Here is a 25,647-nt window from a genome sequence, read left to right as displayed (position 1 = left end):
TAATGTCACTGACCGCCAAGGCTGAGCGTTTTCGCTCAGCGCCGGGTTTCGGTCTCCAATCGCTCGACGAAGTCGGCCAGCGTCATGCTGCCCAGATCCTCACCGGAACGGGTACGCACAGAAACTGTTCCCATCTCTTTCTCGCGGTCACCGACCACGAGCAGGTACGGCACTTTCTGCATCGTATGTTCGCGGATTTTATAACCGACTTTCTCGTTGCGCAAATCCGATTGTACCCGGAAACCTTTATCGACAAGGGTTTGCGTCACTTCGCGGACGTAATCGGCCTGCGCGTCAGTGATATTGAAGGCCACCGCCTGTACCGGGGCCAGCCAGGCCGGCAACAGGCCGGCATGGTGCTCGATCAGAATGCCGATGAAGCGCTCCATCGAGCCGACGATGGCCCGGTGCAGCATCACGGGATGCTTCTTTTGCGAATGTTCGTCGACGTATTCGGCGTCCAGACGCTCCGGCATCATGAAATCGACCTGCATGGTGCCGACCTGCCAGGCGCGGCCGATCGAGTCCTTCAGGTGGTACTCGATCTTCGGTGCGTAGAACGCACCCTCGCCCGGCAATTCCTCCCATTCAACGCCCGCGGCGCGCAGCGCATTGCGCAGCATGCCCTCGGTGCGATCCCAGAATTCATCCGATCCGATGCGCTTTTCAGGGCGCAACGCCAGCTTGATCGCCAGGTCGGTGAAGCCGAAATCGCTGTAGACCTTCATCGCCTGCAGGTGGAACGCGGTGACTTCCGCCTCGACCTGCTCCGGCGTGCAGAAAATGTGTCCATCGTCCTGGGTGAATGCACGTACGCGCATGATGCCGTGCAACGCGCCAGACGGCTCGTTGCGATGGCAGCCACCGAACTCGCCGTAGCGGATCGGCAGCTCGCGATAGCTGTGCAGGCCGGTGTTGTACACCTGCACGTGACCCGGGCAGTTCATCGGCTTCAGCGCGAAGGTGTGCTTTTCCGACTCGGTGAAGAACATGTTCTCGGCGTAATTGTCCCAATGGCCGGAACGCTTCCACAGCGACACATCCAGCACCATCGGACAACGCACTTCCTGATAGCCACTCTTTTTGTAGACACCGCGCATGTACTGCTCGACCTGCTGCCAGATCGCCCAGCCGTTGGGGTGCCAGAACACCATGCCCGGACTTTCTTCCTGCTGGTGAAACAGGTCGAGCTGCTTGCCGATTTTGCGATGGTCGCGCTTCTCGGCCTCTTCCAGTTGGAACAGGTGCGCCTTCAGGTCTTTGTCGTTGAGCCACGCGGTGCCGTAGATGCGGCTGAGCATTGCGTTGTTCGAATCGCCGCGCCAATAGGCACCAGCTACCTTCATCAGCTTGAATGAGTGCAGCTTGCCGGTGTTTGGCACATGCGGGCCGCGGCACAGGTCGGTGAATTCGCCCTGCGAGTACAGCGACAGGTCTTCGTTGGCCGGAATGCCTTCGATGATCTCGGCCTTGTAGTTCTCGCCCATGCCACGAAAGAACGCCACCGCCTCGTCGCGCGATTTCACGCTGCGGGTCACCGGCAACTGCTCGGCGACGATTTTCAGCATTTCCGCCTCGATCTTCGGTAGGTCATCCGGGGTAAACGGACGCTCATAGGCAAAGTCGTAGAAGAACCCGTTGTCGATTACCGGACCGATCGTGACCTGTGCGCCGGGGAACAGCCGCTGCACCGCCTGACCCATCAGATGGGCCGTGGAGTGGCGCAGGATTTCCAGCGCCTCCGGGCTTTTCTCGGTGACGATCTGCAGGCTGGCATCATGTTCGATCAGGTAGCCGGCATCGACCAGCTTGTCGTCGACCTTGCCAGCCAACGTCGCCTTGGCCAGACCGGCGCCGATGGAAGCGGCCACGTCTTGCACGGTAACGGGGTGATCGAACGGCCGTTTGCTGCCGTCGGGTAGCGTAATTTCAATCATGGGAACCATTCTCTGGAAAGCAAAAAAGGGCGTCCGCCCTTCTCTGAAAATAACAACACAAGGCGCGGTGGATTAACCGTGCAAGCAGGTAGTCGTCATGTCACACACTCGACCTGCGCGCAGGCCACCTTGGGCTTGTGGATGCTGCTGAAACGCTAGTTTAGCCCAAATTTGCCGTCAATCCCCTCCGCCAACGCCTCGGCTTGACCCAGGCGCATGGTCGATACCGAGGGTTATCCGGCGCGGACATCACGGCTTCAGAACGGCTTGGCAATCACCAGCCAGAGCACACCCAGCAACAGCAGCACCGGCAACTCATTGAACCAACGCATCGCCTTTGACGACGGCAGCGCCACACCCTTCATGCTGCGCTTGAGCAGGCGCCCGGCCCAGATGAAATAAGCCAGCAGCAGCGCCACCAGGGTCAGCTTGGCGTCGATCCAGTGCATGCCGGCGCTGACGTTCGGCAAGCTTTGCGGAAACACCCGCCAGCCCTGCCACAGCGCCAGTCCAAACACGAAGGCGATGCCGAACATGTTGTGGCCGAACTTGTACAAACGTCGCCCCATCAATTGCAGTCGCGCCTGCACTGCGGGCTCACCGGCACTTTCGGACAAATTCACCAGTATCCGCGGCAGGTAGAACACCGTAGCCATCCAGGCGATAACGAACAGCAGGTGCAACGACTTGATCAACAGATAGGTCATGAAGGAAACGAATGGCCACTGCGGCGTGCAGCAACGGGATGATAGCGCGGGCGCGGTTGCTCAACCTGCCGCCGGCCCCACGCGTTCCAGCAAGGCCTGCAGCAAGCGCTGCTGCACGGCCTCGTTGAGCGGCGCATTGTGCCGATCGGTGAGCTGAAAGAAATCCTCCACGCGCTCGCCGAAGGTGGCAATGCGCGCATCGTGCACGCGCACGCCCGCGCTCGACATCACCTGGGCCACCGCGGCCAGCAACCCCGGACGATCCGTACCGATCAGTGCCAGTTGCGTGCGATCACCCGCCGCATGGAAGCTGATGCGCGGAGTCATCTGGAAGTGCTTCTGATGGCGCGACATGCCGCGCTTGCTCGGCTGCACGCCAGTGGACTGTGCCAGTGCACGCTGTAGCCGCTGCTGCAATTCCTCAGCGCGGGCCAGGCTTACCGGCTGCTGGCTGTCTGCGTCGAGCAACAGGAAAGTATCCAGCGCCATGCCGGTCGTTGAACTGAGAATGCGCGCCTCCATCACCGAGAAACGCAAGCGATCGAGCACCGCGGTCACCGTGGCGAACAGACCATCGCGGTCGGGCGTATAAACAAACAATTCGGTACTGCCGCGCACCGACAACGGATGCACGGCCACCAACGGCACGGCGCCGTTTGCATGGAGGATGGCCGCGGTCTGCCAGGCGATCTGCTCGGGCCGGTGGCGCAGGAAGCTCAGTTGCGGAAAGCCCGCCCACACGCGAATCACTTCTGCTTCGACATGTCCCTCATCCAGCAACAGCGCCAGCGCATATTCGGAACAATCGCGCACACGCTCGCCGATGTCGCGAGGCAGTTCCACGTCGCTGCGCAGCGCATAGCGAGTGCCGGTATACAGGTCAGCCAGCAGGCGGTCCTTCCAGCCATTCCACAGCCGCGGACTGGTGCCGATGATGTCCGCCACGGTCAACAGGTAGAGCTGGCCCAACTGCTCGCGATTGACCACCAACTCGGCAAAACGATGCACGACGTCAGGATCGGTGATGTCCTGGCGTTGTGCCGTGGTGCTCATCAGCAGGTGGTGGCGTACCAACCAGGCAATCCGTTCGACATCGGCAGGTGGCAAGCCAAGACGGCTGCAGAATGCTCTCGCATCCTGCTCGCCCAAGATCGAGTGATCGCCGCCGCGTCCCTTGGCAATATCGTGGAACAACCCGGCCAGCAGCAGCACTTCAGGCGTCGGCAGGCTGGCCCATATCTCGCAGCCCAGCGAAAACTCACTCTGCGCCGCCGGATCGGCAAAGCGCGCCAGGTTGCGCAGCACGCGCAAGGTGTGCTCGTCGACCGTATAGACATGGAAAAGGTCGTACTGCATGCGCCCGAACACCTTGCCGAAAGCCGGCAGGATCGCCGCCAGCAAGCCGTGTCGATTCATTCGCCACAATGCCTCCACCGCGGGCGCACCCCGACGCAGCAGATGCAGAAAAGCCGCCAGCGCCTCGCGGTCATCGGCCAGCGCGTCCGCGTGCACGGCGGTGGCCTGATGGATGCGGCGCATGGTGTCCGCGGTGAAGCCGACCAAGCCAGGCTGATCCAGCCGGGCAATAAAAATTTCCACGAGTGCGGCCGGGCGTCGCATGAACAATTGCGGATCGATCGCCGCCAGTCGCGATCCATAACGCACGAACGCCTCGCCGACGGGTAGCGCCTCGCCGGGTGACTCCAGCATTTCCTCGAAGCGCTCGGCCACCTGCACACCAAGCCGTTCCACCTGGCTGGCTGCGCGATAATAGCCCTGCATGAACTGCTCGACGCCGAGATTCTTCGCGTGTTCGTCCTCGAAACCCAGTCGTTCGGCCAGCCCCCGTTGATAGTCGAACAGCAAACGCTCTTCGGGCCGGCCCGCTTCGAGATGCAGCGCATAGCGATAGCGGCGCAAGGTCGCCTCGGACTCTTCCAGAACGGCTTGTTCGGCAGGGTCGAGCAAGCCTTCGGTCACCATGTCGGCCAGGTCATTGGCATGCGCCAGCCGACGACCCATCCAGCGCAGCGAATCGAGCGTGCGCAAGCCGCCGGGGCCATCCTTCAGATTCGGTTCGAGGTTATAGGCCGTGTCGTCGTAACGCGCATGCCGCGCATTGCGCTCGGCCAGTCGCGCGGCCAGATACTCGCGCGGCGGCCACAGTCCCGGATCATCGACGATGGTGCGCAACACACCTTCCATTTCCGGATCGCCCGCCAGTCGACGCGCGTCCAGCAGGCTGGTGAAGACACTCGCTTCCTGCGCCGCAAGCGCGCGGCACTGAGCAGGATCGCGTACCGCGTGACCGACCTTCAGACCGATATCCCACAAGGTGGCAAAGCACTGTTCAATCGCGCGCAGCCGTGCCGGGTCCGGCGCCTCGGCCAGCGCCAGCAGATCCACGTCGGAACAGGGAAACAGCAGACCACGGCCAAATCCACCGACCGCAAACAGCGCGGCGCCAGCCACCTCACCCAGGCAGGCCATCCATACGTGAGCAACGACACGCGCCACCGATTCGCCACGACGATGCGCCAGTGCAGTGGCGTCAGCACCATCACGAAATGCGGTAGCCAGGGCCCGGTCAACATCACCCAGCAGCTGCCTCAGCGCACGCCGCGCCTCGGTAGCAACGCCTGAACGCGGCACCGCCACAGGCAGGCGTGGCAGCGGTGGCAAGGCAACAATGGACGCGGGCATGGCAAACCTTGAAGAACAAAAAAAGGGCGTGGCAACGAGTAAAGCACATCGTGCCTGACCCCGTTCCCCACCCCCTCGTTCGTGCTCCGCTTAAGCCTGATCAGGCCACGCGGTGAGAATCTCGAAGCCATCGTCGGTCACCGCGATGGTGTGCTCCCATTGCGCCGACAGCGAGTGGTCGCGGGTGACTACCGTCCAGCCGTCCGGCAATTGCCGCGTCTGCGGCTTGCCCGCGTTGATCATCGGCTCGATGGTGAAGGTCATGCCCTTCTTCAGCTCGATGCCGGTGCCCGCCTTGCCGTAATGGAGTACCTGCGGCTCGTCGTGATAAATCTTGCCGATGCCGTGGCCGCAGTACTCGCGCACCACCGAAAAACCGGCCGCCTCGGCATGTTGCTGAATGGCATGACCCACATCACCCAGCGTCGCACCCGGGCGCACCGCCTGGATGCCGCGCATCATCGCCTCGAAGGTGGTATCAACCAGTCGCTTGGCCAGCACCGAAGGCGTGCCCGCGATATACATGCGGCTGGTATCCCCGTGCCAGCCATCCTTGATGACGGTGACATCACAATTGACGATGTCGCCATCCTTGAGCACCTTGCCCACGTTCGGAATGCCGTGACAGATCACATGATTCACCGAGGTGCACAGGGTCTTCGGAAAGCCGTGGTAGCCGACATTCGCCGGGATCGACTTCTGTACATTGACGATGTGCTCGTAGGCAAGCCGATCCAGCTCTTCGGTGGAGACGCCCGGCTTGACGTGCTCCTTCAGCATGGCCAGCACTTCGGCAGCCAGCTTGCCGGCAACGCGCATGCCTTCGAGGTCTTCGGGGGATTTCAGGGTAATAGCCATGCATTCCACTTTCGATGTGGCGGCGAAAGCCCTCTGAATCCAGTGACTTGCCGCAGCGCCGGCGAACCGGCTACAATTTCCGAGTTTTGCTGATCTGACGTAACTGTTTTGGCAGTCATTCAGCGCAAAGCGAACCGGGATTGTAACCCTCAGCGGTTCAACACCCAAACCAACGCCACACACGCATCGGCACCGCCTTCGGGGTGCTGCGCCTCACCCACTCAAAAAATCGGGCAAGTCGCGGTCGAAGCCGGGGATGCGTGGAGGTCCCAACCCCCAGGTTCCTTCTTTGAAGGGAACCGACAATTCGGAGCGACACCCATGGCACAAGTCACCATGCGTCAGATGCTGGAAGCCGGCGTCCATTTCGGTCACCAGACCCGTTACTGGAACCCCAAGATGGCTCCGTACATCTTCGGCGCCCGCGGCAAGATCCACATCATCAATCTCGAAAAGACCCTGCCGCTGTTCACCGACGCGATGAATTTCCTGTCGGCGCTGGCGCAGAAGCGCGGCACCATCCTGTTCGTCGGCACCAAGCGTTCGGCCCGTGAGCCGTTGGCCGAAGAGGCTGCCCGCGCCGGCATGCCGTTCGTCACCTCGCGCTGGCTCGGCGGCATGCTGACCAACTTCCGCACCGTGAAGCAGTCCGTTTCGCGCCTGAAGGAACTGGAAGCAGCTGAGACCGACGGTTCGTTCGAGAAGCTGGTCAAGCACGAAGTGCTGGCCCGTCGTCGCGAACGCGACAAGCTGCAGGCTTCGCTGGGCGGCATCAAGGACATGAATCGCCTGCCCGACGCGCTGTTCGTGATCGATATCGGCCACGAAGACATCGCCGTGCTGGAAGCCAAGAAGTTGGGCATTCCGGTGATCGCCGTGGTCGACACCAACTACAACCCGGAACTGGTCGACTATGCGATCCCGGGCAATGACGACGCGATCCGCGCGATCCAGCTGTACGCTCGTGCTGCCGCCGACTCCATCCTCGAAGGCAAGGCCGCTGCGCCGGCTGCCGCCCAGGGTGACGGCAACGACTTCGTCGAACTGGACGAAGAAGGCAACCCGGTGGCCAAGGTTGATCGTCCGCGTCGCGATGCTGCTCCGCGCAAGTCTGCCCCGCGCCGCGAAGGCGGCCGTGACGGTGGTCGTGACGGCGGCCGCGGTCCGCGCAACGACGCCAGGTAAGCGCACCGACGGCGGTCACTGACCGCCGTCCGGTCCTGCCCGAGATCACCGCGCGGTGGCGTTCGTTCGCCATCGCGCCATTCACGTATTAGAGGAATGACGATGAGCAATATTTCCGCCCAACTGGTCAAGGAACTGCGCGAGCGGTCCGGTGCCGGCATGATGGAATGCAAGAAGGCACTGGTCGAGAACAATGCCGACATCGAAACCGCGATGGAATGGCTGCGCAAGTCCGGCCTCGCCAAGGCTGACAAGAAGGCCAGCCGCGTCGCCGCCGAAGGCCGCATCGTGGCCGCGCAGAGCGCCGGCAAGGCCGTGCTGGTCGAAATCAACTGCGAAACCGATTTCGTCGGCAAGGACGAGAGCTTCCTGAAATTCAGCGACACCGTCGCCGACGTCGCGCTGAATTCCGGTGCCACGGACATCGACGCACTGAAGGCCGCCGCTTACCCGGGTGCCAGCAATGTCGAGGAAGCCGCCAAGACGCTGATCGCTACCATCGGTGAGAAGATCGACGTGCGCCGCATGGCCGTGGTCAACACCGACGGCGTGATCGGCAGCTACATCCACGGCGGCCGCATTGGCGTGCTGGTGACGCTCACCGGCGGCTCCGAAGAGCTGGCCAAGGGCATCGCGATGCACGTGGCCGCGATGAACCCGGCGCATATCCGCGCTGAAGACGTCCCGGCCGAATTCCTGGCCAAGGAAAAAGAGATCGCGCTGAGCCTGATGTCCGACAAGGAAAAGGCCAAGCCGGCCGAGATCCTCGAAAAGATCATCTCCGGCAAGGTGCAGAAGATCGTCTCCGAAGTGACCCTGCTCGGCCAGCCCTACGTGCTGGACACCAATGTCACCGTCGCCGATGCGCTGAAGAAGGAAGGCGCCGACGTCATCTCGGTGGCCCGCCTGGCGGTTGGCGAAGGCATCGAGAAAGTGCAGGAAGACTACCTGGCCGAAGTGGCCAAGGCGATGCAGGGCTAAGCCTGCCAAGTCATTCCGCTACAGAAAAGGCCGCGAGCAATCGCGGCCTTTTTTTATTTGCCTTGTCGATGCCTTCCGAAAAGCGGATTCCCCGCTGCGATCTGCTTGCGAGCCGCACCGCAGCCTGAGCCAGCGAAAGCCGCAGACAATCTGCATCGGGCAACGCAAAGCCCGGTCGCCGACATGCTGCGGGCCCTGACCGGTCACGACCCGGCGAAGAACCAACGGCCATGAAGAGATGACGCTGCTTTTCGGCCGTATTCCAGGGTTTCCCACCCATCGTGTTTTGCGCGTCATGCCGTTGCATCCAGACCTTCCTCGTCTGATTGGTCGAAAAATATGCTGACCAGGCCCAACAAACGCCCCTGCCCCACGCGGCTGCCGCTACAATAAGCCGGTTTACCCCACACAATCCGGAGCCCCCATGAGCGACCAGCCGAAATACCGCCGCATCCTGCTGAAGCTCTCCGGGGAAGCCTTGATGGGCGAGGCCGATTACGGCATCGATCCCAAGGTGATCGGCCGACTGGCCGATGAAATCATCGAAGTACAGAAGACCGGCGTGCAGATCGGCATCGTGATCGGCGGCGGCAACATCTTCCGTGGCGCCGGCCTAGCCGCCGCCGGAATGGACCGGGTTACCGGCGACCACATGGGCATGCTGGCCACCGTGATGAACGCGCTGGCGATGCAGGACGCGATCGAGAAGCGCGGCGGTTACGCACGCGTGACCAGCGCCATCCAGATCCACGACGTGGCCGAGGATTACATCCGCCGCCGCGCGATCCGTCACATCGAAAAAGGCCGCATCGTGCTGTTCGCTGCCGGCACCGGCAATCCGTTCTTCACCACCGATTCGGCCGCCGCCTTGCGCGCGGTGGAAATCGGCGCGGACCTGTTGTTGAAGGCCACCAAGGTCGATGGCGTATACACCGCCGACCCGGCCACGCACCCGGAAGCCACCCGCTACGATCGTCTTGGCTACGACGATGTGATCGAGCGCAAGCTGGCCGTGATGGACACCGCGGCGATCGCGCTGTGCCGTGACCAGCAGATGCCGCTGCGCATCTACGACATGACCGTGGCCGGCAACCTCATGCGAATCATGCGTGGCGAGTCGATCGGCACCCTGGTCGACAACGGCTGAACGCGCCGCAAGCAGCCGCGCAGGCAGCCACTGCTATAATCAAACGTTGCACGATTCACCGGGACGCACGACATGCTCAATGACATCAAGACAGATGCGCAAACCCGCATGGGCAAGAGCATCGACTCGCTCAGGCACGACCTCACCCGCATCCGCACCGGCCGTGCCAGCACCTCGCTGGTGGACGGCATCAAGGTGTCGTACTACGGCTCGGACATGCCGCTGTCGCAGGTTGCCTCGGTCTCGCTGTCCGACGCACGCACCATCCTGATCACGCCGTGGGAAAAGAACATGGTGGCGCCGATCGAGAAGGCCTTGATGGCTTCTGACCTGGGTATCACGCCGACCACGGCAGGCACCGTGATTCGCCTGAACATGCCGGCACTCACCGAAGAGCGTCGCCGCGAGCTGGCCAAACGAGTCGGCCACGAAGGTGAGAACGCCAAGATCGCGATCCGCAACGTGCGTCGTGACGCCCTGCAGCAGGTCAAGGATCTGCTCAAGGAAAAACTGATCACCGAAGACGACGAAAGCGGCGCGGACAGTGATATCCAGAAGCTCACCGACCGCGCGGTGAAGGACATCGACGCCGTGGTCAAGGCGAAGGAAGATGAGTTGATGGCGCTCTGAGCGTCATCACAGCCACCATGACCGGCGCCGCAGCGGCCACGGTTCCGCGTCACATTGCCATCGTCATGGACGGCAACGGGCGTTGGGCAAAAGCGCGGCATCGCCCGCGCAGTTTCGGCCATAACGCCGGCCGCAAAGCCGTGCGTGAAGTGATCGAGGCCTGCGTGCGCGAAGGTGTGCAGGCGCTGACCCTGTTCGCCTTCTCCAGCGAAAACTGGCAGCGCCCGCAGGAAGAAGTGGGCGCACTGATGAGCCTGTTCGTCCGTGCGCTGGACAAGGAAGTGGACGAGCTGCACGGTCATGGCGTGCGCTTGCGCTTCATCGGCGACCTGGCGGCGTTCGAGCCGAACCTGCGCGAACGCATGCAGGCCGCAATGACACGTACCGCCAGCAACAGCAAGCTGCAGGTAAATATTGCAGTGAGCTACGGCGGTCGCTGGGACATCGTGCAAGCCAGTCGTCAGGCTGCCCTCGCCGTAGCTCGCGGTGAACTGCAGGTTGACGACATCGACGAGGCGCGACTGGCTCAGTGGATGAGCCTGGCCGAACTGCCACCACTGGATCTGTTCATCCGCACTGGCGGCGAATGCCGCATCAGCAATTTCCTGCTGTGGCAGGTGGCCTACGCCGAGCTGTACTTTACCGATACCCTGTGGCCTGACTTCGACCAGACTTGTCTGCGTCGGGCCATCGAAGACTATGCCCGCCGGGAGCGCCGCTTTGGCCGCACCGGTGAGCAGGTCGCCCCTGTTACGTAGAGGATTCCCATGCTGCTTCAGCGCATTCTCACCGCCCTGGTGCTCGCGCCGCTGACGATCCTGATCATCATGCTGGCACCCACCGGGATCTTCGGCGCGATCGTTGCACTGGCCTTCCTTGGTGCCTGGTGGGAATGGGCGAAGCTGAGCGGGCTGACGAACCGCTCCGCGCGGATGGCCCTGATGGCCGTCGCCGCCATCGTGTTTGGCTTGCTCTGGCTGGTTCAAGGCAGCGCCTGGACACCGTGGCTACTGGCCGCCGGCGTGGCATGGTGGGTGGTGGCCTGCTGGTGGTTGCGCCATTTCGCCTTTGGCGCGGCGCCGACCCGTGAAAACCTCGCGTTGAAACTGATTGCCGGTGCGTTCGTGATCTTTCCCACCTGGGTCGCCCTGACCAGCATCCATGCCCGCCTGCCGCATGGTCACTGGTGGACCTTGCTGGCGCTGCTGATCGTGTGGGCTTCGGACATCGGCGCGTACTTTAGCGGGCGCACCTTCGGCAAACGCAAACTGGCGCCGCAGATCAGCCCCGGCAAGACCTGGGCTGGCGCCTATGGCGCGATGGTGGCCGGCGTCCTGATTGCCGATATCGGCGGCTGGCTGCTCGGTGTCCGCGGCAGCTCGCTGCTCGCGCTGTCAGTGCTGGCGGCCATCACCGTTGCCATATCAATCGTCGGCGACCTGCTCGAAAGCCTGATGAAGCGACATGCCCAGGTGAAGGATTCCGGCAGCATTTTCCCCGGCCACGGCGGCTTGATGGATCGACTGGACAGCGTGTTCGCCGCGTTGCCGGTATTCGCCGCCGGTCTGTTGCTGCTGGATATCTGACATGCACAAGGTTGCCGTTCTGGGCGCCACCGGTTCCATCGGTGGCAGCACGCTTGATGTCATCGCACGCCACCCGCAGCACTTTCGCGCCACTGTGTTGACCGCGCACCGCCAGGTCGAGGCACTGGTCGCGTTGTGTGTGAAGCATCGCCCCGAGCTGGCGGTGATTGCCGATCCGGCGCTGGAAGCCGAGCTGGCGCGTCGTCTGGCTGCGGCCGGGGTGCATTGCGAGGTGGCCAGCGGCCATGACGCGCTGACTGCCGCCGTCTCCAGTGAGCTGTGTGACACCGTGGTGGCCGCCATCGTCGGCGCCGCCGGACTGGAATCCACGCTGGCCGCCGCACGCACCGGCAAACGGCTGTTGCTGGCCAACAAAGAATCCATCGTGATGGCCGGCTCGCTGTTGCTCGAAGCACTGGCTGCCAGCGGTGGCGTGCTGATTCCGGTCGACTCCGAACACAACGCGATCTTCCAGTGCCTTCCAGGCGGCCGACCCGACCTTGGCAAGCACGGTGTGCGTCGAATCATTCTGACCGCTTCCGGCGGACCATTTCGGGGTCGCGGTCGTGCTGAGCTCGCTGAGATCACGCCGGAGCAGGCCTGCAAACACCCCAACTGGGTGATGGGGCGCAAGATCTCGGTCGATTCAGCCACCCTGATGAACAAGGGCCTGGAGGTCATCGAGGCCCACCATCTGTTCGCCGCGCCAGCGGATGTCATCGACGTGGTGGTGCATCCGCAAAGCCTGATTCATTCAATGGTCGAGTATGTCGATGGCTCGGTACTCGCCCAGCTCGGCAACCCGGACATGCGCACGGCAATCGCTCACGCACTGGCCTGGCCGGAACGGGTCGAGTCCGGCGTAGCCTCGCTGGACCTCGCCAGTTGCGCCCCGCTGCAGTTCGAGCAACCTGACCTGGTCACCTTCCGCTGCCTGGCCCTGGCTTTTCAGGCGCTGCGCGCCGGCGGCGATGCCCCTGCAGTACTGAACGCGGCCAACGAGGTTGCCGTGGAAGCCTTCCTCGCTGGTGCGCTGCCGTTCCTGGCGATCGCTGACGTGGTCGAGTCCGTGCTTGCGGAACTGCCGGCGCAAGCCGTGGTCGATGTTGGAACGCTTTGTGAACGCGACGCCATGGCGCGGGCTGCCGCACGTCGCGTCCTGCGCAATGCTTGCTGATATTCTTGCTTCGATGACTTTCCGCCCCGGTACTTGATGACTTCCTTCTTCGGCTCGGTGTTCTGGTTGCTGGTGACGCTTGGCGTCCTGGTGACCTTTCATGAATTTGGCCACTACTGGGTCGCGCGCCGCTGTGGGGTCAAGGTGCTGCGCTTTTCGGTCGGCTTCGGCAACGCGATCTGGAAGCACATCGGCCGCGATGGCACCGAATACCAGATCGCCGCGATCCCGCTGGGCGGCTACGTCAAGATGCTGGACGCCCGCGAGGGCGAGGTCGACCCCGCGCTGCAGGGCCAGGAATTCACCGGCAAGTCGGTGTGGAGACGCATCGCCATTGTCGCCGCCGGCCCGGGTTTCAATCTGATCTTCACCATTGCTGCGTTCTGGCTGATGTTCATGCTCGGCCGACCGGATGCCGCGCCGCTGGTGACCGCCACGCCGCAAAGCATCGCCGCCCAGGCCGGCATCCTGCCCGGCGACCGCATCCTCAGCGTGGATGGTGAACAGGTCAGCACGTACACCGACGCGATGGACGGCGTGGTCAACGCGCTGCTTGGGCGCACGCCACTGCCACTGACCGTGCGCGGAGCCGACGGTCGTTCGCGCGAATTGGTATTGCCGCTGGACGAACTGCCGGCTGGTGAAGGCGTGGCCAAATACCTCGACCAATTGGGCCTGAAGCTCGCGTCGTCACCGGCTGTGGTCGCCAGCGTCATGCCCGGGCAACCGGCGGCCCTGGGCGGTCTGCAAGCCGGTGATCGCATCGTGGCGGTGAACAGCCTGCCGGTGGCCGACTATGCCGCCTTCCAGACGCTGGTGCCGGTTGAAGCGGCAAAGTCGCCACGCCTGACCCTGGCCATCGACCGCCATGGCAAGCCTGTGCAGCTGAGCGTCGAGGCGCGACACGAGTCGCTGCAAGGCCAGCCGGCTCGCTGGGTCATCGGTGTGATGGGCACGGGCCCGGAACAGGTCACCCTTCGCTATGGGCCGATCAAGGCGTTTTCCGCCTCGCTCGAAGCCACCTGGCGCAACACCGCGCAGACCTTCAACCTGATCGGCAAGATGGTCAGCGGTCAGGCATCGACGAACAACCTGTCCGGCGTCATCGGCATTGCCTCGGTTGCCAACCAGTCCGCCAGCATGGGCCTGCCCTGGTTCCTCAATTTCCTCGCGCTGGTATCGCTGAGCCTGGCGATCCTCAACCTGCTGCCGATCCCGGTCCTCGATGGCGGACACCTGCTGTATTATGTTGTCGAGTTGGTCAAGGGTAGCCCGGTCAGCGAACAGACGATGGTGATCGGCCAGTACATCGGCATTGCCTTGTTGTTCACCCTGATGGGGCTGGCTTTTTACAACGATATTCACCGCATGCTGCCGTCGTGATGTTCCTGCACGACGACTGCGGCATTCACGCGACACGGCGGGCTGCACCAGCCGCAATGTGGTGCAACAACGTTCCTGGTCGCGCCCTGCCCTGGCAGGGAGCAGCTTTCTTTTTTCGAGACAGGGCCTGGCCCTGCCTCATGCTTCTGATCGGAGCGGCCGCGCTGGCCGCTTCATCGAAATAACCTAACGGAATCGACGATGAAGCGTATCGCCGCGCTGATCCTGCTTGCCTCCCTCTCCGCCAATGCGTTTGCGTTCGACCCGTTCGTGGTGTCCGACATCCGCATCGACGGCCTCAGCCGGATTTCCGCCGGCACCGTCTACAACTATCTGCCGATCAACAAGGGCGACCAGCTGACCAACGACGGCGCCCAGCGCGCCATCCGCGCGCTGTATCAGACCAAGTTCTTCAGCGACGTCGAGATGGATCGCCAAGGCAGCATCCTGGTGATCAAGGTGGTCGAACGACCGTCAATCGCCAAGTTGACCCTGCGCGGCAACAAGGACATCAAGACCGACGACCTGAAAAAGGGCCTGAAAGAGATCGGCCTCACCGAAGGCGAGACCTTTGATCGACTGGCACTGGACAATGTGCAGCAAGAGCTGATCCGGCAGTACTACAACCGCGGCAAGTACAACGTCTCGGTCGACCCGCACGTAACCCGTCTGGATCGCAACCGCGTTGCCGTGGAAATCGAAATCCGCGAAGGCAAGGCCGCCAAGATCAAGGAGCTGAACATCCTTGGCAACCATGCGTTTACCGACAAGGACATTCGCGAAAATTTCGAATCAGACACCACTGGCTTGATGTCCTGGTACTCGAAGAACGACCAGTATTCACGCGAAAAGCTTTCCGGCGACCTGGAAAAGCTGCAGTCCTACTATATGGATCGCGGCTATGCCGACTTTGGCGTGGACTCCACCCAGGTGGCTATTTCGCCGGACAAGCGCGCGATGTACATCGACGCCTCGATCAAGGAAGGCGAGATCTACAAGGTGACCGACGTCAAGTTGCTCGGTGACTTGATCCTGCCTGAGAAGACCATGCGCCAGCTGGTGTTCGTGAAGGAAGGTGAGACCTTCAACCGCGCCGCGATCGAAGCGAGCAGCAAGGCGATCAAGGCGGTACTGGCCAATATCGGCTACGCCTACGCCAAGGTCACTCCGATCCCGAAGCTGGACAAGGAAAAGCGCACGGTCGACCTGACCATGTACGTCGAGCCCGGCCAGCGCGTTTACGTGCGCCGCGTGGTGTTCCAGGGCAATACGCGCACCGAAGACGGCGTGCTGCGCCGCGAACTGCGTCAGCTTGAGGGCTCGTGGTATTCGCAGGCGGCCATCGACCGCTCCAAGGTGCGTCTGCAGCGGCTTGGCTATTTCAAGACAGTCGACATCGACAAGAAGCTCGTGCCTGGAACCCAGGACAAGGTGGATGTCACGGTCAAGGTCGAAGAACAATCCGCCGGCAGCATGCAGTTCGGCGTGGGCTACTCGCAATACTCCGGCATCATCCTGAATGCCTCGGTGTCGCAGAACAATCTGTTCGGCACCGGTGACAGTGTCTCGGTCAGCGGCGAGCGCAGCAGCTATTACACGCGCCTGTCGATGAATTACTACAACCCGTATCTGACCGACAGCGGCATCGGCCTCGGCTACAGCGCGTCGTATTCAAAGACCGACTACGGCAATACCGATTTCGCGAACTACGCCACCAGCGCGAAGAGTTTCTCTTCCTACCTGGGCATTCCGATCAGCGAAACCGATGGTCTGCGCGTGGGTCTGGGCATCAGTACCAACAAGGTAAACCTGTTCCCGGGATACAGCCCTCGGGTGCTGGTCGACTACCAGAACCAGATCGGCAACAAGACCATCCATACCTGGACTGGCACGCTGGGCTGGAACCACGACACCCGCAACAGTTACTGGGCTCCGACCCGCGGCGGCCTGATGTCGGCGTCGAGTGACGTCGCCCTGCCCGGCTCGACCGTGCAGTACTGGAAGCTCACCACCGAACTCAATCATTACTGGCCGATCGGCAAGGGCTTTGTGCTCTACCTCGATGGTCAGCTCGGTTACGGCAAGACCTACGGCAAGAACGGCATCACCGATGCTGCCTTCGATGCGCTGAACACGGCCACCCAGGCACAAACCCCGGGCCGTACTCTTACCGACATGCGCCAGGACCTGCCGTTCTGGCAGAACTACTATGCCGGCGGTGTGCGTGACGTGCGTGGCTTCCAGGACAACACGCTGGGACCACGCGTGTGCATCGACGGCAGCGTCCCTGATCTGAAGGGCATGTGCGGCGGCGGCGGTTACTACGCTCAGCCAATCGGTGGCGCGTTCAAGGTCTTGGGCACGGCGCAGGTGTTCCTGCCGCTGCCGTTCCTCAAGGACGTCAACACCGCACGCGTCTCGTGGTTCATGGACGTCGGTAACGCGTTCAAGGATTACAAGAGCTTCAACTCCTCGGAACTGCGGGCATCAACCGGCCTGTCGCTGCAGTGGCAAGCACCGATCGGACCGCTGATCATCAGCCTGGCCGTGCCGCTACGCTCGCAGGAGGCCGACCGTCACTATCAGGAACGCATCCAGTTCACCTTCGGCAGCCAGTTCTGAACACGTCCATCCGTTGAATCAGGAAAGCGCGGCCTGGCCGCGCTTTCTTTTGCCGGAAGGGTCGACTGCACGCCATGCCGCCACCCTTTACAATGGCCGGCAGTTCCGGAGCAAGCATGAGCACAATCCATTACACGGTGGCCGAACTGGCACAGCACCTGGGTTTGGTCGCCAACGGTGACGGCACCCGGGTGATCGACGGCGTCGGCACCCTGGCAGCGGCCGGACCGAGCCAGCTCAGCTTTCTCTCGAACAGCAAATACACCGTCCAGCTGGCGGCGACCCGCGCCGGCGTGGTCGTCCTGCGCGAAGCCGATCTGGCGCAGTGTCCCACCGCTGCATTGATCGCTAGCGATCCCTACGTGGCGTACGCAAAGCTGGCTACGCTGTTCGAGCGGGTGCCCGTCGCCCCTGCAGGCATTCATCCTGCTGCGGTAGTGGCCAACAGTGCGCAGATCAGCTCCAGCGCCAGCATCGGTCCCGGCTGCGTCATCGCCGAGCGCGCCGTGATCGGCGACAACGTGGTGCTGGGCCCGCACTGCATCATCGGCGAAGACTGCACGATCGGTGCCGACTGCCGTCTGGTGGCCCGGGTCACCCTGGTCACCCGAGTGACGCTTGGCCAGCGCGTACTGGTGCATCCCGGCGCAGTGATCGGCTCGGACGGCTTCGGCCTCGCTTTCGATCGCAGCGTGTCCGACCACGGTGGCTGGATCAAGCTGCCGCAACTGGGCGGCGTGCGCATCGGTGACGACTGCGAGATCGGTGCCAACACCACGATCGACCGCGGCGCACTGGACGACACCGTGCTGGAAGAAGACGTGCGACTGGACAATCAAATCCAGATCGCCCACAACGTCCACATCGGCGCGCACACCGCCATGGCCGGTTGCGCCGCGGTTGCCGGCAGCGCGAAGATCGGCCGCTACTGCATGATCGGCGGCAACGCCGGCGTGCTCGGTCATCTGGAACTCGCCGACGGGGTTACCATTACCGCCAAGAGCCTGGTGACGCATTCCATCCGCGAGGCCGGCGAATATTCATCGGGCGTGCCGCTGCAGGACAACCGCCAGTGGCGGAAGAATGCTGCACGCTTCAAACATCTGGACGAGTACGCGCGTCGCCTGTCGACGCTGGAGAAGGACAACAACAATGACTGACAACAGCGACCTCTTGACCCTGCCGATCGATGTGGAGCAGATCCAGGCCTTGCTTCCGCATCGTTACCCTTTCCTGCTGGTGGACCGGGTGGTCGAGATCGTACCCGACGTCAGCGTGGTGGCGATCAAGAACGTGACCATCAACGAACCGTTCTTCCAGGGGCACTTCCCCGGTCACCCGGTGATGCCCGGCGTATTGCTCATCGAGGCGATGGCGCAGGCGGCCGGCCTGCTCACCCAGATCAGCCGCCACATGAAAGGCGACCAGGTCAGTGCGCTGTTCTATCTGGTCAAGGTCGACAACGCACGCTTCAGTGCGCCGGTGGTTCCGGGTGATCAGGTGCGCATGGAAGTCAGTCTGAAAAGGTTGATGCGCAGCATGGGCATCTTTACCGCACGCTCGCTGGTCGACGGCAAGGAAGTGGCCAGCTGCGAACTGATGTGCGCAGCGAGGTCGGGCAAATGATTCATCCCACCGCGGTGATTGACCCGTCAGCCATCATCGGCGCCAACGTCAGCATCGGCGCGTACAGCGTGATCGGTGCCGACGTGGAGATCGGCGACGGCACCGTGATCGGTCCGCATGTGGTGATTGAAGGACCGACCCGAATCGGCCGCGACAACCGGATCAACCAGTTCGCTTCGCTGGGTGGCGATCCGCAGGACAAGAAGTGGCAGGGCGAACGCACCGAACTGGTGATTGGCGACCGCAACCTGATTCGCGAATTCACCACCATCAATCGCGGCACCGGTGACGGTGGTGCACTCACCCGGCTTGGCAACGACAACTGGGTGCTGGCCTATGTGCATATCGCCCACGACTGCCAGATCGGCAACAACGTGGTGTTCTCCAACTACTCGGCGCTGGCCGGACACGTCAGCATCGGCGACTGGACCATCCTTTCCGGCTACTCCGGCGTGCACCAGTTCTGCAAGGTCGGCGCCCACGCGTTCATCGGCATGGGCTGTCTGGTCGGTCATGACGTACCGCCGTTCGTGATGATGGCCAACGAGCAGCACGGTCGTCCACGCGGCATCAACAGTGAAGGCCTCAAGCGTCGCGGCTTCGATGCGCCACGCATCGCCGCGATCAAACGTGCCTACCGCACCCTGTACATGGCCGGTCTGTCGCTGCCCGAGGCACGCGAAAAGCTGGTCGAACAGGCCCGCGAAAGCGACGATGTACGCGCCATGCTGGAGTTCGTCGACCAGAGCGAGCGGTCGCTGGCGCGCTGACATGTGACTGACCAGCGTTGCATGCTGGTCGGAAGAACCCACACACGCCACGGCGTCCGCTTCACCCAGGAGACGAAATGCAAGACATCGACGTCTCCAAGCACACTCCCTTGATCGCCATGCTTGCCGGCGAAGAATCCGGCGACCAGTTGGGCGCGGACCTGATCGTCGCCTTGCGCAAGCGCTACCCGCAAGCACGCTTCGTCGGTATCGGCGGTGCGCGCATGCAGCGCGAGGGGTTTGAGTCCTGGTACGACATTGGCGAGCTGTCGCTGTTCGGCTTCAGTGAAGTCGTTCGCCATTTGCCGCGACTGCTGCGCCTGCGCAAGACGCTGGTTGCGCGACTGCTCAAGGCAAAGCCCGATGTGGTGGTCGGTATTGACGCGCCGGATTTCAACCTCGGCGTGGAACAACGGCTGAAACAGGCGGGTCTGCTGACCGTGCACTACGTCAGTCCCTCGGTCTGGGCGTGGCGCGAGAAACGCGCCGAAAAAATCGGCCGCAGCGCGCAGCGTGTGCTCTGTCTGTTCCCGATGGAACCGGCGATCTATGCGAAGCACGGCATCGACGCGCGCTTCGTCGGCCACCCGCTGGCCGATCGCTTCGCGCTGGTCTCCGACCGCGTCGGCGCGCGCGACACGCTGCAGTTGTCGCAGCAAGCACCCGTGCTCGCCGTGCTGCCGGGCAGCCGGCTGTCTGAAGTGGGCCGACTGGGCCAACCCTTCATTGATGCCGCCGTCCGCGTGGCAGCGGCGATACCCGGGCTGCAGGTGATCATTCCGGCTGCCAACCCGCAAGTGCGCGACCGACTCGCTGCCTTGCTGGCCAGCCTGCCGCAGCAAGGCAGCAAACCGGTGCTGATGGACGGTCAGGCACATGAGGCCATGCTCGCTGCCGACGTGGTGTTGCTGGCCTCGGGTACCGCCACACTCGAGGCAATGCTGGCCAAGCGTCCGATGGTGGTCGGCTATCGCGTGGCGCCCATGAGTTACCGGATTGCGCGCGCCCTGAAAATGCTGAAGACCGACGTCTACTCGTTGCCGAACATTTTGGCGCGTGCCAGCGGCATCGACATCGGCGGCGGCATGCTGGTACCGGAACTGATGCAGGAAAACTGCACCGCCGACAAGCTCGCGGCCGCCACGCTGGCGCTGTTTCAGAACAGCGAGCGACGCGGCACCATTGTCGCTGCGTTCGAGCACCTGCATCACGTGCTGCAAGGTGGTTTTCACGACCACGCCGGTGATCGTGCCGCGGCGGCGATTGCCGAGTTGATTGATCAAGCGCAAGACGGTGCTTGAGCATCCCGCTGCCGCCCCGCCTTTGAGCAGCGCGGGCGTGCTCATCGCCGGTGTCGACGAAGCGGGACGCGGCCCGCTGGCCGGCCCGCTGGCTGTCGCCGCCGTGATCCTCGATTCGACGCGTCCAATCAGCGGACTGAACGATTCGAAAAAACTCAGCGCAGCGAAACGCGAAGCGCTCTACCCGCAGATCATCGAGCGCGCGCTGGCCTGGTGCGTGATCCTGATCGAACCGGACGAAATTGATCGGCTGAACATCTTCCAGGCCACCATGACCGGCATGAGCCGGGCGGTTGTCGGCCTCACACCTGCCGCACACGAAGCACTGATTGACGGCAACAAGCTGCCGAAGGACCTGCCCTGCGCCGGTCGCGCCATCGTCGGTGGCGACGCGCTGGAGCCGTCGATAAGCGCCGCATCGATCCTTGCCAAAGTCAGCCGTGATCGGCTGATGGTGGCGATGGATGCACTGCACCCCGGCTATGGCTTTGCCGTACACAAGGGTTATCCGACACCGGCGCATCTGGCAGCGCTGCAACAGTTGGGGCCCTGCCCCCAGCACCGCCGCAGCTTTGCCCCGGTACGCCTACTGCTTGATCAGGCGCGACTGTTCTGAGCGGCGGGCTACGCTATCGCCAACTCGCGGCGATGGCGTAGCCCGCGGCAGCAAGACGCCGCGTGCCGCCTTCCTCACCTGCATCCCTGTTGCTACGCTGGCCACTTCCTCTGCGGAACGCATGACATGTGCCGAATCGCGATCACATTGCTTGGCCTGTTGTTCTGCTTCAACGCAGTCGCCAGCGCAAGACCGAAACTGCAGCCTGGTGATACCCCGCCGGACACGCTGGGCAGCACCCAACACGGGCAGGATGTAACCGTCTCGTCGTTGCACGGCAAGGTGGTGGTAATCAGTTTCTGGGCCACCTGGTGTGGCTACTGCATGGAAGAAATTCCGGTACTGGCGAAGTTGCAGGCCGTGGCTACCCAGCGCGGACTGCCGTTGCAAGTCGTTGCGGTCAACTATCGCGAGGACCGCGAGACGTTCGTGCGTACGTCGCGCGTGCTGCGCAGCAGCCTGCCGGAACTGCTGGTCACCTGGGATCGCGATGGTGCGATCGGCAAACCGTACGGCGTAAGCGGCATTCCGGTGATGGTGATGTTGCATCGTGACGGCACGATTGCCCATATCCATGTCGGTTACGGCGAGGACATGCTCGATAGCCTGCTTGGCGAAATCAATGCCCTGATGCTGGAACAGCCGGCAGCCACCGCAGCCGTCACAAGGCCATGAGTTCAGCTCCATAAGCAGCTCTGGCGCGCTTCGCGCAAACGGCGCACAAGTCAATCTTGCCGCTGCACGCAGCGACAGGTAGCCTGCATGGATTCAGCGCGTAAATCTGCATGACCGTCAGCTACACCCACCTGCACCTGCACAGCGAATATTCGCTGGTCGATTCGACCATCCGCATCAAGGCGCTGGTCGCCGCGTGCGTGCGCGATGGCATTCCCGCGGTGGCGTTGACCGACGACAGCAACATGTTCGCGCTGGTGAAGTTCTACAAGGCATGCAGCGCGGCCGGCATCAAACCGATCGGTGGTTGCGACCTGTGGGTCTCGTCATCGGATGACCCGCGCCCATGGCGACTGACCCTGCTGTGCCAGAACCGCGACGGTTATCTCAACCTGTCGCGGCTGGTTTCCCGTGCATGGCAGGAAGGTCAGCACGGTGGTCGTGCGCTGATCGACTCCGCGTGGCTCACCGCCGCCGCCACCGACGGCCTGATCGCGCTGCTCGGTCGCGACAGTGAAGTCGCGCGACTGGCGATCGGCCAGGGCCACGATGCTGCACTGGCCAAACTGCGTCCACTGGCGCGGCGGTTCCCGGAGCGGCTGTATCTGGAACTGACCCGCTGCGGGCGCGACGGTGAAGAACACTGGAACAGCGCCGCGCTGGCCATGGCCAGCGAACTTCAGTTGCCCGTGCTGGCCAGCAACGACGTGCGCTTCCTCAAGCAGGATGACTTCAGTTCACACGAGGCACGCGTATGCATCAACCAGGGCCGCGTGCTGGCTGATCCCAAGCGACCACGCGAATACAGCGACCAGCAGTATCTGAAGACTCCGGACGAAATGGCGGCGTTGTTCGCCGACTTGCCCGAAGCGCTTGAAAACACCGTCGAGCTGGCCAGGCGCTGCACGCTTGAGCTGCAGTTCGGCACGTATTACCTGCCCGACTTCCCGGTGCCCGAAGGTCACGACCTCAACAGCCACATCCGCGAGCTGTCGCGCCAGGGCCTGGAAGAGCGCCTGGCGCTTGCTCCCCTGGCTGCTGACCACAGCCGCGAAGACTACGACGCCCGGCTGGAGCGCGAGCTCGACGTCATCATCGAGATGGGCTTCCCCGGCTACTTCCTGATCGTGGCGGACTTCATCAACTGGGGCAAACAGAACGGCATTCCAGTCGGCCCGGGCCGCGGTTCCGGTGCCGGCTCGCTGGTCGCCTGGGCACTGAAGATCACCGATCTCGACCCGCTGCAGTTCAACCTGCTGTTCGAGCGATTCCTGAATCCCGAACGCGTGTCGATGCCTGACTTCGACATCGACTTCTGCATGGATCGCCGCGACGAGGTGATCGATTACGTCGCGCGCAAATACGGTCGCGACCGCGTCAGCCAGATCATCACCTACGGCTCGATGGCGGCCAAGGCCGTGCTGCGCGACTCCGGTCGCGTGCTCAGCATGTCTTACGGTCAGGTCGACCGGCTGGCCAAGATGGTGCCGCCGCGCCCCTTGGATCTCACCCTGTCCGATGCGCTGGGCCGTTCCGAGAAATCGAAGAAAGAGCCTGACCGCGTCGTCAAGGAATTCTGCGAAACCTACGAGCAGGACGAGGACGCGCACGCGCTGATCGATCTGGCGCTGAGCCTGGAAAACCTCACCCGCAATGCCGGCAAACACGCCGGTGGCGTGGTGATCGCGCCGACGCCGCTGACTGACTTCGCACCGCTGTATTGCGAAGCCGGCGGTGGCGGCGTGGTGACCCAGTACGACAAGGACGACGTCGAAGCGGTCGGCCTGGTGAAGTTCGACTTTCTCGGCCTGCGCACGCTGACCATCATCGACTGGGCGGTGAAGGCGATCAATCGGCGTCGCGCCAAGACCGGCGAAGAGCCGCTGGATATTTCCAAGCTGCCGCTGGACGACCCCAAGCCTTACGAGCTGTTGAAAAAGGCGCAGACCATCGCCGTGTTCCAGCTCGAATCCTCCGGCATGCAGCGCATGCTCAAGGACGCCAAGCCCGACCGCTTCGAGGACATCATCGCGCTGGTGGCGCTGTACCGACCCGGCCCGATGGACCTGATTCCCAGCTTCGTGGCGCGCAAGCACGGTCGCGAGGAAGTGGAATATCCCGACCCGCGCGTCGAGCCGATCCTGAAAGAGACCTACGGCATCATGGTCTACCAGGAGCAGGTCATGCAGATGGCGCAGATCGTTGGCGGTTACTCGCTCGGCGGCGCCGACCTGCTGCGCCGCGCGATGGGCAAGAAGAAGCTGGAGGAAATGGCGAAGGAGCGCGCCAAGTTCCGCGAAGGTGCGGCGAAGGACGGGCTGACCGGCGAGAAAGCCGATTCCATCTTCGACCTGATGGAAAAATTCGCCGGCTACGGCTTCAACAAGTCGCACGCGGCCGCGTATGCGCTGGTCTCCTACCAGACCGCCTGGCTGAAGGCGCACTACCCTGCCGAATTCATGGCCGCGACCATTTCCGCGGATATGGACAACACCGACAAGGCCGTGACCTTCCTCAACGAAGCGCGCGCCATTGGCATCGCCGTGCAGCCGCCAGACGTCAATGCGTCCGACTACATGTTCGTCGCCATCGAGCCGAAGGTGATCCAGTACGGTCTGGGCGCGATCAAGGGTGTCGGGCAAGGCGCCTGCGAAGCCATCGTGGCCGAACGCGCCAACGGCAAGTACACCGACCTGGCCGACTTCTGCCGCCGCGTTGATCCGACCAAGCTCAACCGACGCGTACTGGAAGCGCTGATCATGGCCGGTGCGCTGGATGCACTGGCCGCCAATCGCGCCAGCCTGATGCTGCAACTGCCCGATGCGATCAAGGCCGCCGAACAACATCTGCGCGATCGCCAGTCCGGCCAGAACGACATGTTCGGTGCGGCCATGGGTAGCACCACGCCGGTCGTGAAGATCGATCTGCCGACGGTGGCCGAATGGCCACTGGAACAAAAGCTGCAGGGCGAGCGCGACACCCTCGGTCACTATCTATCAGGTCATCCGACCGATCCGTGGAAGGAAGAACTGGCGCAGCTGTCGACCTGCCCGCTGGGTGAAATCGTCGATCGCTACCAACCGCCCAAGCCGCGCAAGAATGACGATGGCGACAACAACCGCTTCCGCCGTGGCCCCGATACACCGTGGACCGTCGCCGGCATGGTCACCGCGGTGCGCAAGCGCGGCGACAGCGATGCCTTCGTGCGCCTGGAAGACGGCAGCGGCATCATCGAGGTCAGTTTCTTCGGGGAGCTATACCAGCAGATTGCGCCCTTGCTCACCCGCGACCAGATGCTGATTGTCGAAGGCGGCCTGCGCATCGACGACTTCTCCGGCGGCGGCTTCCAGTTGCGCGCACGCAGCGCCTTGTCACTGGCCGATGCCTGCCGCAAGCACGCGCGATTGCTGCAGTTGAAATTGAACGGCATCGGCCCCGATTTCATCGCGCAATTGCAGAAGACCCTGGCCGGCTATCGTGGCGGTCGCGCCAGCGTGACCCTCCACGGCTACCGCAACCGCAGCGCCCAGGCCGACCTGGAACTGGGCGAGGCGTGGCGCGTGGAAGCCGTACCCGACCTGCTGCGTGCGGTGCGTGCACTCCCCGGCGTGCAAGCCGCTCGACTGCGTATCGTCAAGCAACAAGATTGAACGCCACCCGAGCCAAGGCGGGTCACCAAGATGGAACACAGCGATTCCTTCGGCACATTCCAACGACAAGGAGAGCGTCATCCGACCCGTCCC

At 62.9% G+C, this 25,647-nt stretch carries 21 protein-coding genes; 16 read left to right on the top strand and 5 right to left on the bottom strand.

Annotation, left to right across the window (positions count from 1 at the left end; genetic code table 11):
* Window positions 1-35 precede the first annotated feature (35 nt).
* From thrS to map, 4 genes are all read right to left on the bottom strand, one after another.
* The gene (gene thrS, locus PY254_RS07345; protein ID WP_281014805.1) at window positions 36-1,937 is read right to left on the bottom strand and encodes a threonine--tRNA ligase; all 1,902 of its coding nucleotides are present in this window, start codon (window positions 1,935-1,937) and stop codon (window positions 36-38) included.
* Window positions 1,938-2,194: 257 nt separating this feature from the next.
* A complete protein-coding gene (locus PY254_RS07340; RefSeq protein ID WP_281014804.1) occupies window positions 2,195-2,644 on the bottom strand; it encodes a CopD family protein in 450 nt (149 codons plus the stop codon).
* A 60-nt stretch (window positions 2,645-2,704) separates the two neighbouring features.
* A complete protein-coding gene (glnD, locus tag PY254_RS07335) occupies window positions 2,705-5,347 on the bottom strand; it encodes a [protein-PII] uridylyltransferase (RefSeq protein WP_281014803.1) in 2,643 nt (880 codons plus the stop codon).
* Between the two features lie 90 nt (window positions 5,348-5,437).
* On the bottom strand, window positions 5,438-6,205 hold the full coding sequence (gene map, locus PY254_RS07330; RefSeq protein ID WP_281014802.1) for a type I methionyl aminopeptidase: 768 nt from the start codon (window positions 6,203-6,205) through the stop codon (window positions 5,438-5,440).
* Window positions 6,206-6,526: 321 nt separating this feature from the next.
* On the opposite strand from map, the gene rpsB reads away from it, so the two are divergent.
* Both rpsB and tsf read left to right on the top strand, forming a co-directional pair.
* Entirely contained in the window at window positions 6,527-7,390 is an 864-nt protein-coding gene (gene rpsB / locus PY254_RS07325; RefSeq protein WP_281014801.1) for a 30S ribosomal protein S2, read from the top strand.
* A 102-nt stretch (window positions 7,391-7,492) separates the two neighbouring features.
* Window positions 7,493-8,371 carry a translation elongation factor Ts gene (tsf, locus tag PY254_RS07320; RefSeq protein ID WP_281014800.1) on the top strand — a complete coding sequence of 293 codons (879 nt, stop codon included), beginning with the start codon at window positions 7,493-7,495 and terminating at the stop codon, window positions 8,369-8,371.
* 10 nt (window positions 8,372-8,381) lie between these two features.
* Here tsf and PY254_RS07315 read toward each other — a convergent pair whose 3' ends face one another.
* Window positions 8,382-8,678 (bottom strand): hypothetical protein, encoded by a 297-nt coding sequence (locus PY254_RS07315; RefSeq protein WP_281014799.1) that lies wholly within the window; start codon window positions 8,676-8,678, stop codon window positions 8,382-8,384.
* A 117-nt stretch (window positions 8,679-8,795) separates the two neighbouring features.
* On the opposite strand from PY254_RS07315, the gene pyrH reads away from it, so the two are divergent.
* From pyrH to dnaE, 14 genes are all read left to right on the top strand, one after another.
* Window positions 8,796-9,518, top strand: coding sequence for a UMP kinase (gene pyrH / locus PY254_RS07310; protein ID WP_281014798.1), 723 nt, complete (start codon window positions 8,796-8,798; stop codon window positions 9,516-9,518).
* Between the two features lie 72 nt (window positions 9,519-9,590).
* Window positions 9,591-10,148: a ribosome recycling factor gene (frr, locus tag PY254_RS07305; protein ID WP_281014797.1), complete on the top strand. Its 558-nt coding sequence runs from the start codon at window positions 9,591-9,593 to the stop codon at window positions 10,146-10,148.
* A 17-nt stretch (window positions 10,149-10,165) separates the two neighbouring features.
* Window positions 10,166-10,906, top strand: coding sequence for a polyprenyl diphosphate synthase (gene uppS / locus PY254_RS07300; RefSeq protein ID WP_281014796.1), 741 nt, complete (start codon window positions 10,166-10,168; stop codon window positions 10,904-10,906).
* 9 nt (window positions 10,907-10,915) lie between these two features.
* On the top strand, window positions 10,916-11,734 hold the full coding sequence (locus PY254_RS07295) for a phosphatidate cytidylyltransferase (RefSeq protein WP_281014795.1): 819 nt from the start codon (window positions 10,916-10,918) through the stop codon (window positions 11,732-11,734).
* A gap of 1 nt (window position 11,735) precedes the next feature.
* Window positions 11,736-12,911, top strand: coding sequence for a 1-deoxy-D-xylulose-5-phosphate reductoisomerase (locus PY254_RS07290; RefSeq protein WP_281014794.1), 1,176 nt, complete (start codon window positions 11,736-11,738; stop codon window positions 12,909-12,911).
* Window positions 12,912-12,947: 36 nt separating this feature from the next.
* A complete protein-coding gene (rseP, locus tag PY254_RS07285) occupies window positions 12,948-14,294 on the top strand; it encodes an RIP metalloprotease RseP (protein ID WP_281014793.1) in 1,347 nt (448 codons plus the stop codon).
* Between the two features lie 201 nt (window positions 14,295-14,495).
* A complete protein-coding gene (gene bamA / locus PY254_RS07280) occupies window positions 14,496-16,916 on the top strand; it encodes an outer membrane protein assembly factor BamA (RefSeq protein WP_281014792.1) in 2,421 nt (806 codons plus the stop codon).
* A gap of 116 nt (window positions 16,917-17,032) precedes the next feature.
* Entirely contained in the window at window positions 17,033-18,076 is a 1,044-nt protein-coding gene (gene lpxD / locus PY254_RS07275) for a UDP-3-O-(3-hydroxymyristoyl)glucosamine N-acyltransferase (protein WP_281014791.1), read from the top strand.
* Window positions 18,069-18,542, top strand: a complete 474-nt coding sequence (gene fabZ, locus PY254_RS07270; RefSeq protein ID WP_281014790.1) for a 3-hydroxyacyl-ACP dehydratase FabZ — start codon at window positions 18,069-18,071, stop codon at window positions 18,540-18,542. The genes lpxD and fabZ overlap by 8 nt, the downstream gene beginning before the upstream one ends.
* On the top strand, window positions 18,539-19,312 hold the full coding sequence (gene lpxA, locus PY254_RS07265) for an acyl-ACP--UDP-N-acetylglucosamine O-acyltransferase (RefSeq protein WP_281014789.1): 774 nt from the start codon (window positions 18,539-18,541) through the stop codon (window positions 19,310-19,312). The genes fabZ and lpxA overlap by 4 nt, the downstream gene beginning before the upstream one ends.
* Window positions 19,313-19,389: 77 nt before the next feature.
* Window positions 19,390-20,613 carry a lipid-A-disaccharide synthase gene (gene lpxB, locus PY254_RS07260; RefSeq protein ID WP_281014788.1) on the top strand — a complete coding sequence of 408 codons (1,224 nt, stop codon included), beginning with the start codon at window positions 19,390-19,392 and terminating at the stop codon, window positions 20,611-20,613.
* The gene (gene rnhB, locus PY254_RS07255) at window positions 20,606-21,229 is read left to right on the top strand and encodes a ribonuclease HII (protein ID WP_281015180.1); all 624 of its coding nucleotides are present in this window, start codon (window positions 20,606-20,608) and stop codon (window positions 21,227-21,229) included. The genes lpxB and rnhB overlap by 8 nt, the downstream gene beginning before the upstream one ends.
* Window positions 21,230-21,355: 126 nt before the next feature.
* Window positions 21,356-21,904: a TlpA family protein disulfide reductase gene (locus tag PY254_RS07250; protein ID WP_281014787.1), complete on the top strand. Its 549-nt coding sequence runs from the start codon at window positions 21,356-21,358 to the stop codon at window positions 21,902-21,904.
* Window positions 21,905-22,014: 110 nt separating this feature from the next.
* Window positions 22,015-25,554, top strand: a complete 3,540-nt coding sequence (gene dnaE / locus PY254_RS07245; protein WP_281014786.1) for a DNA polymerase III subunit alpha — start codon at window positions 22,015-22,017, stop codon at window positions 25,552-25,554.
* The last annotated feature ends 93 nt before the right edge of the window (window positions 25,555-25,647 follow it).

The sequence above is a fragment of the Rhodanobacter sp. AS-Z3 genome, from assembly GCF_029224025.1.
In the GTDB taxonomy this organism is placed as follows: domain Bacteria; phylum Pseudomonadota; class Gammaproteobacteria; order Xanthomonadales; family Rhodanobacteraceae; genus Rhodanobacter.
Note: the sequence above shows the minus strand (reverse complement) of the source record. Positions and strands in the feature narration are given on the sequence as shown.

Bases quoted from the DNA above. Each gene is read 5' to 3' on its own strand.
- glnD (WP_281014803.1), bottom strand. From the start codon at position 5,347: ATGCCCGCGTCCATTGTTGCCTTGCCACCGCTGCCACGCCTGCCTGTG.
- PY254_RS07295 (WP_281014795.1), top strand. From the start codon at position 10,916: ATGCTGCTTCAGCGCATTCTCACCGCCCTGGTGCTCGCGCCGCTGACG.
- bamA (WP_281014792.1), top strand. From the start codon at position 14,496: ATGAAGCGTATCGCCGCGCTGATCCTGCTTGCCTCCCTCTCCGCCAAT.
- rpsB (WP_281014801.1), top strand. From the start codon at position 6,527: ATGGCACAAGTCACCATGCGTCAGATGCTGGAAGCCGGCGTCCATTTC.
- lpxB (WP_281014788.1), top strand. From the start codon at position 19,390: ATGCAAGACATCGACGTCTCCAAGCACACTCCCTTGATCGCCATGCTT.
- pyrH (WP_281014798.1), top strand. From the start codon at position 8,796: ATGAGCGACCAGCCGAAATACCGCCGCATCCTGCTGAAGCTCTCCGGG.
- tsf (WP_281014800.1), top strand. From the start codon at position 7,493: ATGAGCAATATTTCCGCCCAACTGGTCAAGGAACTGCGCGAGCGGTCC.
- lpxD (WP_281014791.1), top strand. From the start codon at position 17,033: ATGAGCACAATCCATTACACGGTGGCCGAACTGGCACAGCACCTGGGT.
- map (WP_281014802.1), bottom strand. From the start codon at position 6,205: ATGGCTATTACCCTGAAATCCCCCGAAGACCTCGAAGGCATGCGCGTT.
- frr (WP_281014797.1), top strand. From the start codon at position 9,591: ATGCTCAATGACATCAAGACAGATGCGCAAACCCGCATGGGCAAGAGC.
- PY254_RS07290 (WP_281014794.1), top strand. From the start codon at position 11,736: ATGCACAAGGTTGCCGTTCTGGGCGCCACCGGTTCCATCGGTGGCAGC.
- PY254_RS07340 (WP_281014804.1), bottom strand. From the start codon at position 2,644: ATGACCTATCTGTTGATCAAGTCGTTGCACCTGCTGTTCGTTATCGCC.
- rseP (WP_281014793.1), top strand. From the start codon at position 12,948: ATGACTTCCTTCTTCGGCTCGGTGTTCTGGTTGCTGGTGACGCTTGGC.
- PY254_RS07315 (WP_281014799.1), bottom strand. From the start codon at position 8,678: ATGCAACGGCATGACGCGCAAAACACGATGGGTGGGAAACCCTGGAAT.
- thrS (WP_281014805.1), bottom strand. From the start codon at position 1,937: ATGATTGAAATTACGCTACCCGACGGCAGCAAACGGCCGTTCGATCAC.
- dnaE (WP_281014786.1), top strand. From the start codon at position 22,015: ATGACCGTCAGCTACACCCACCTGCACCTGCACAGCGAATATTCGCTG.
- lpxA (WP_281014789.1), top strand. From the start codon at position 18,539: ATGATTCATCCCACCGCGGTGATTGACCCGTCAGCCATCATCGGCGCC.
- PY254_RS07250 (WP_281014787.1), top strand. From the start codon at position 21,356: ATGTGCCGAATCGCGATCACATTGCTTGGCCTGTTGTTCTGCTTCAAC.
- fabZ (WP_281014790.1), top strand. From the start codon at position 18,069: ATGACTGACAACAGCGACCTCTTGACCCTGCCGATCGATGTGGAGCAG.
- uppS (WP_281014796.1), top strand. From the start codon at position 10,166: ATGACCGGCGCCGCAGCGGCCACGGTTCCGCGTCACATTGCCATCGTC.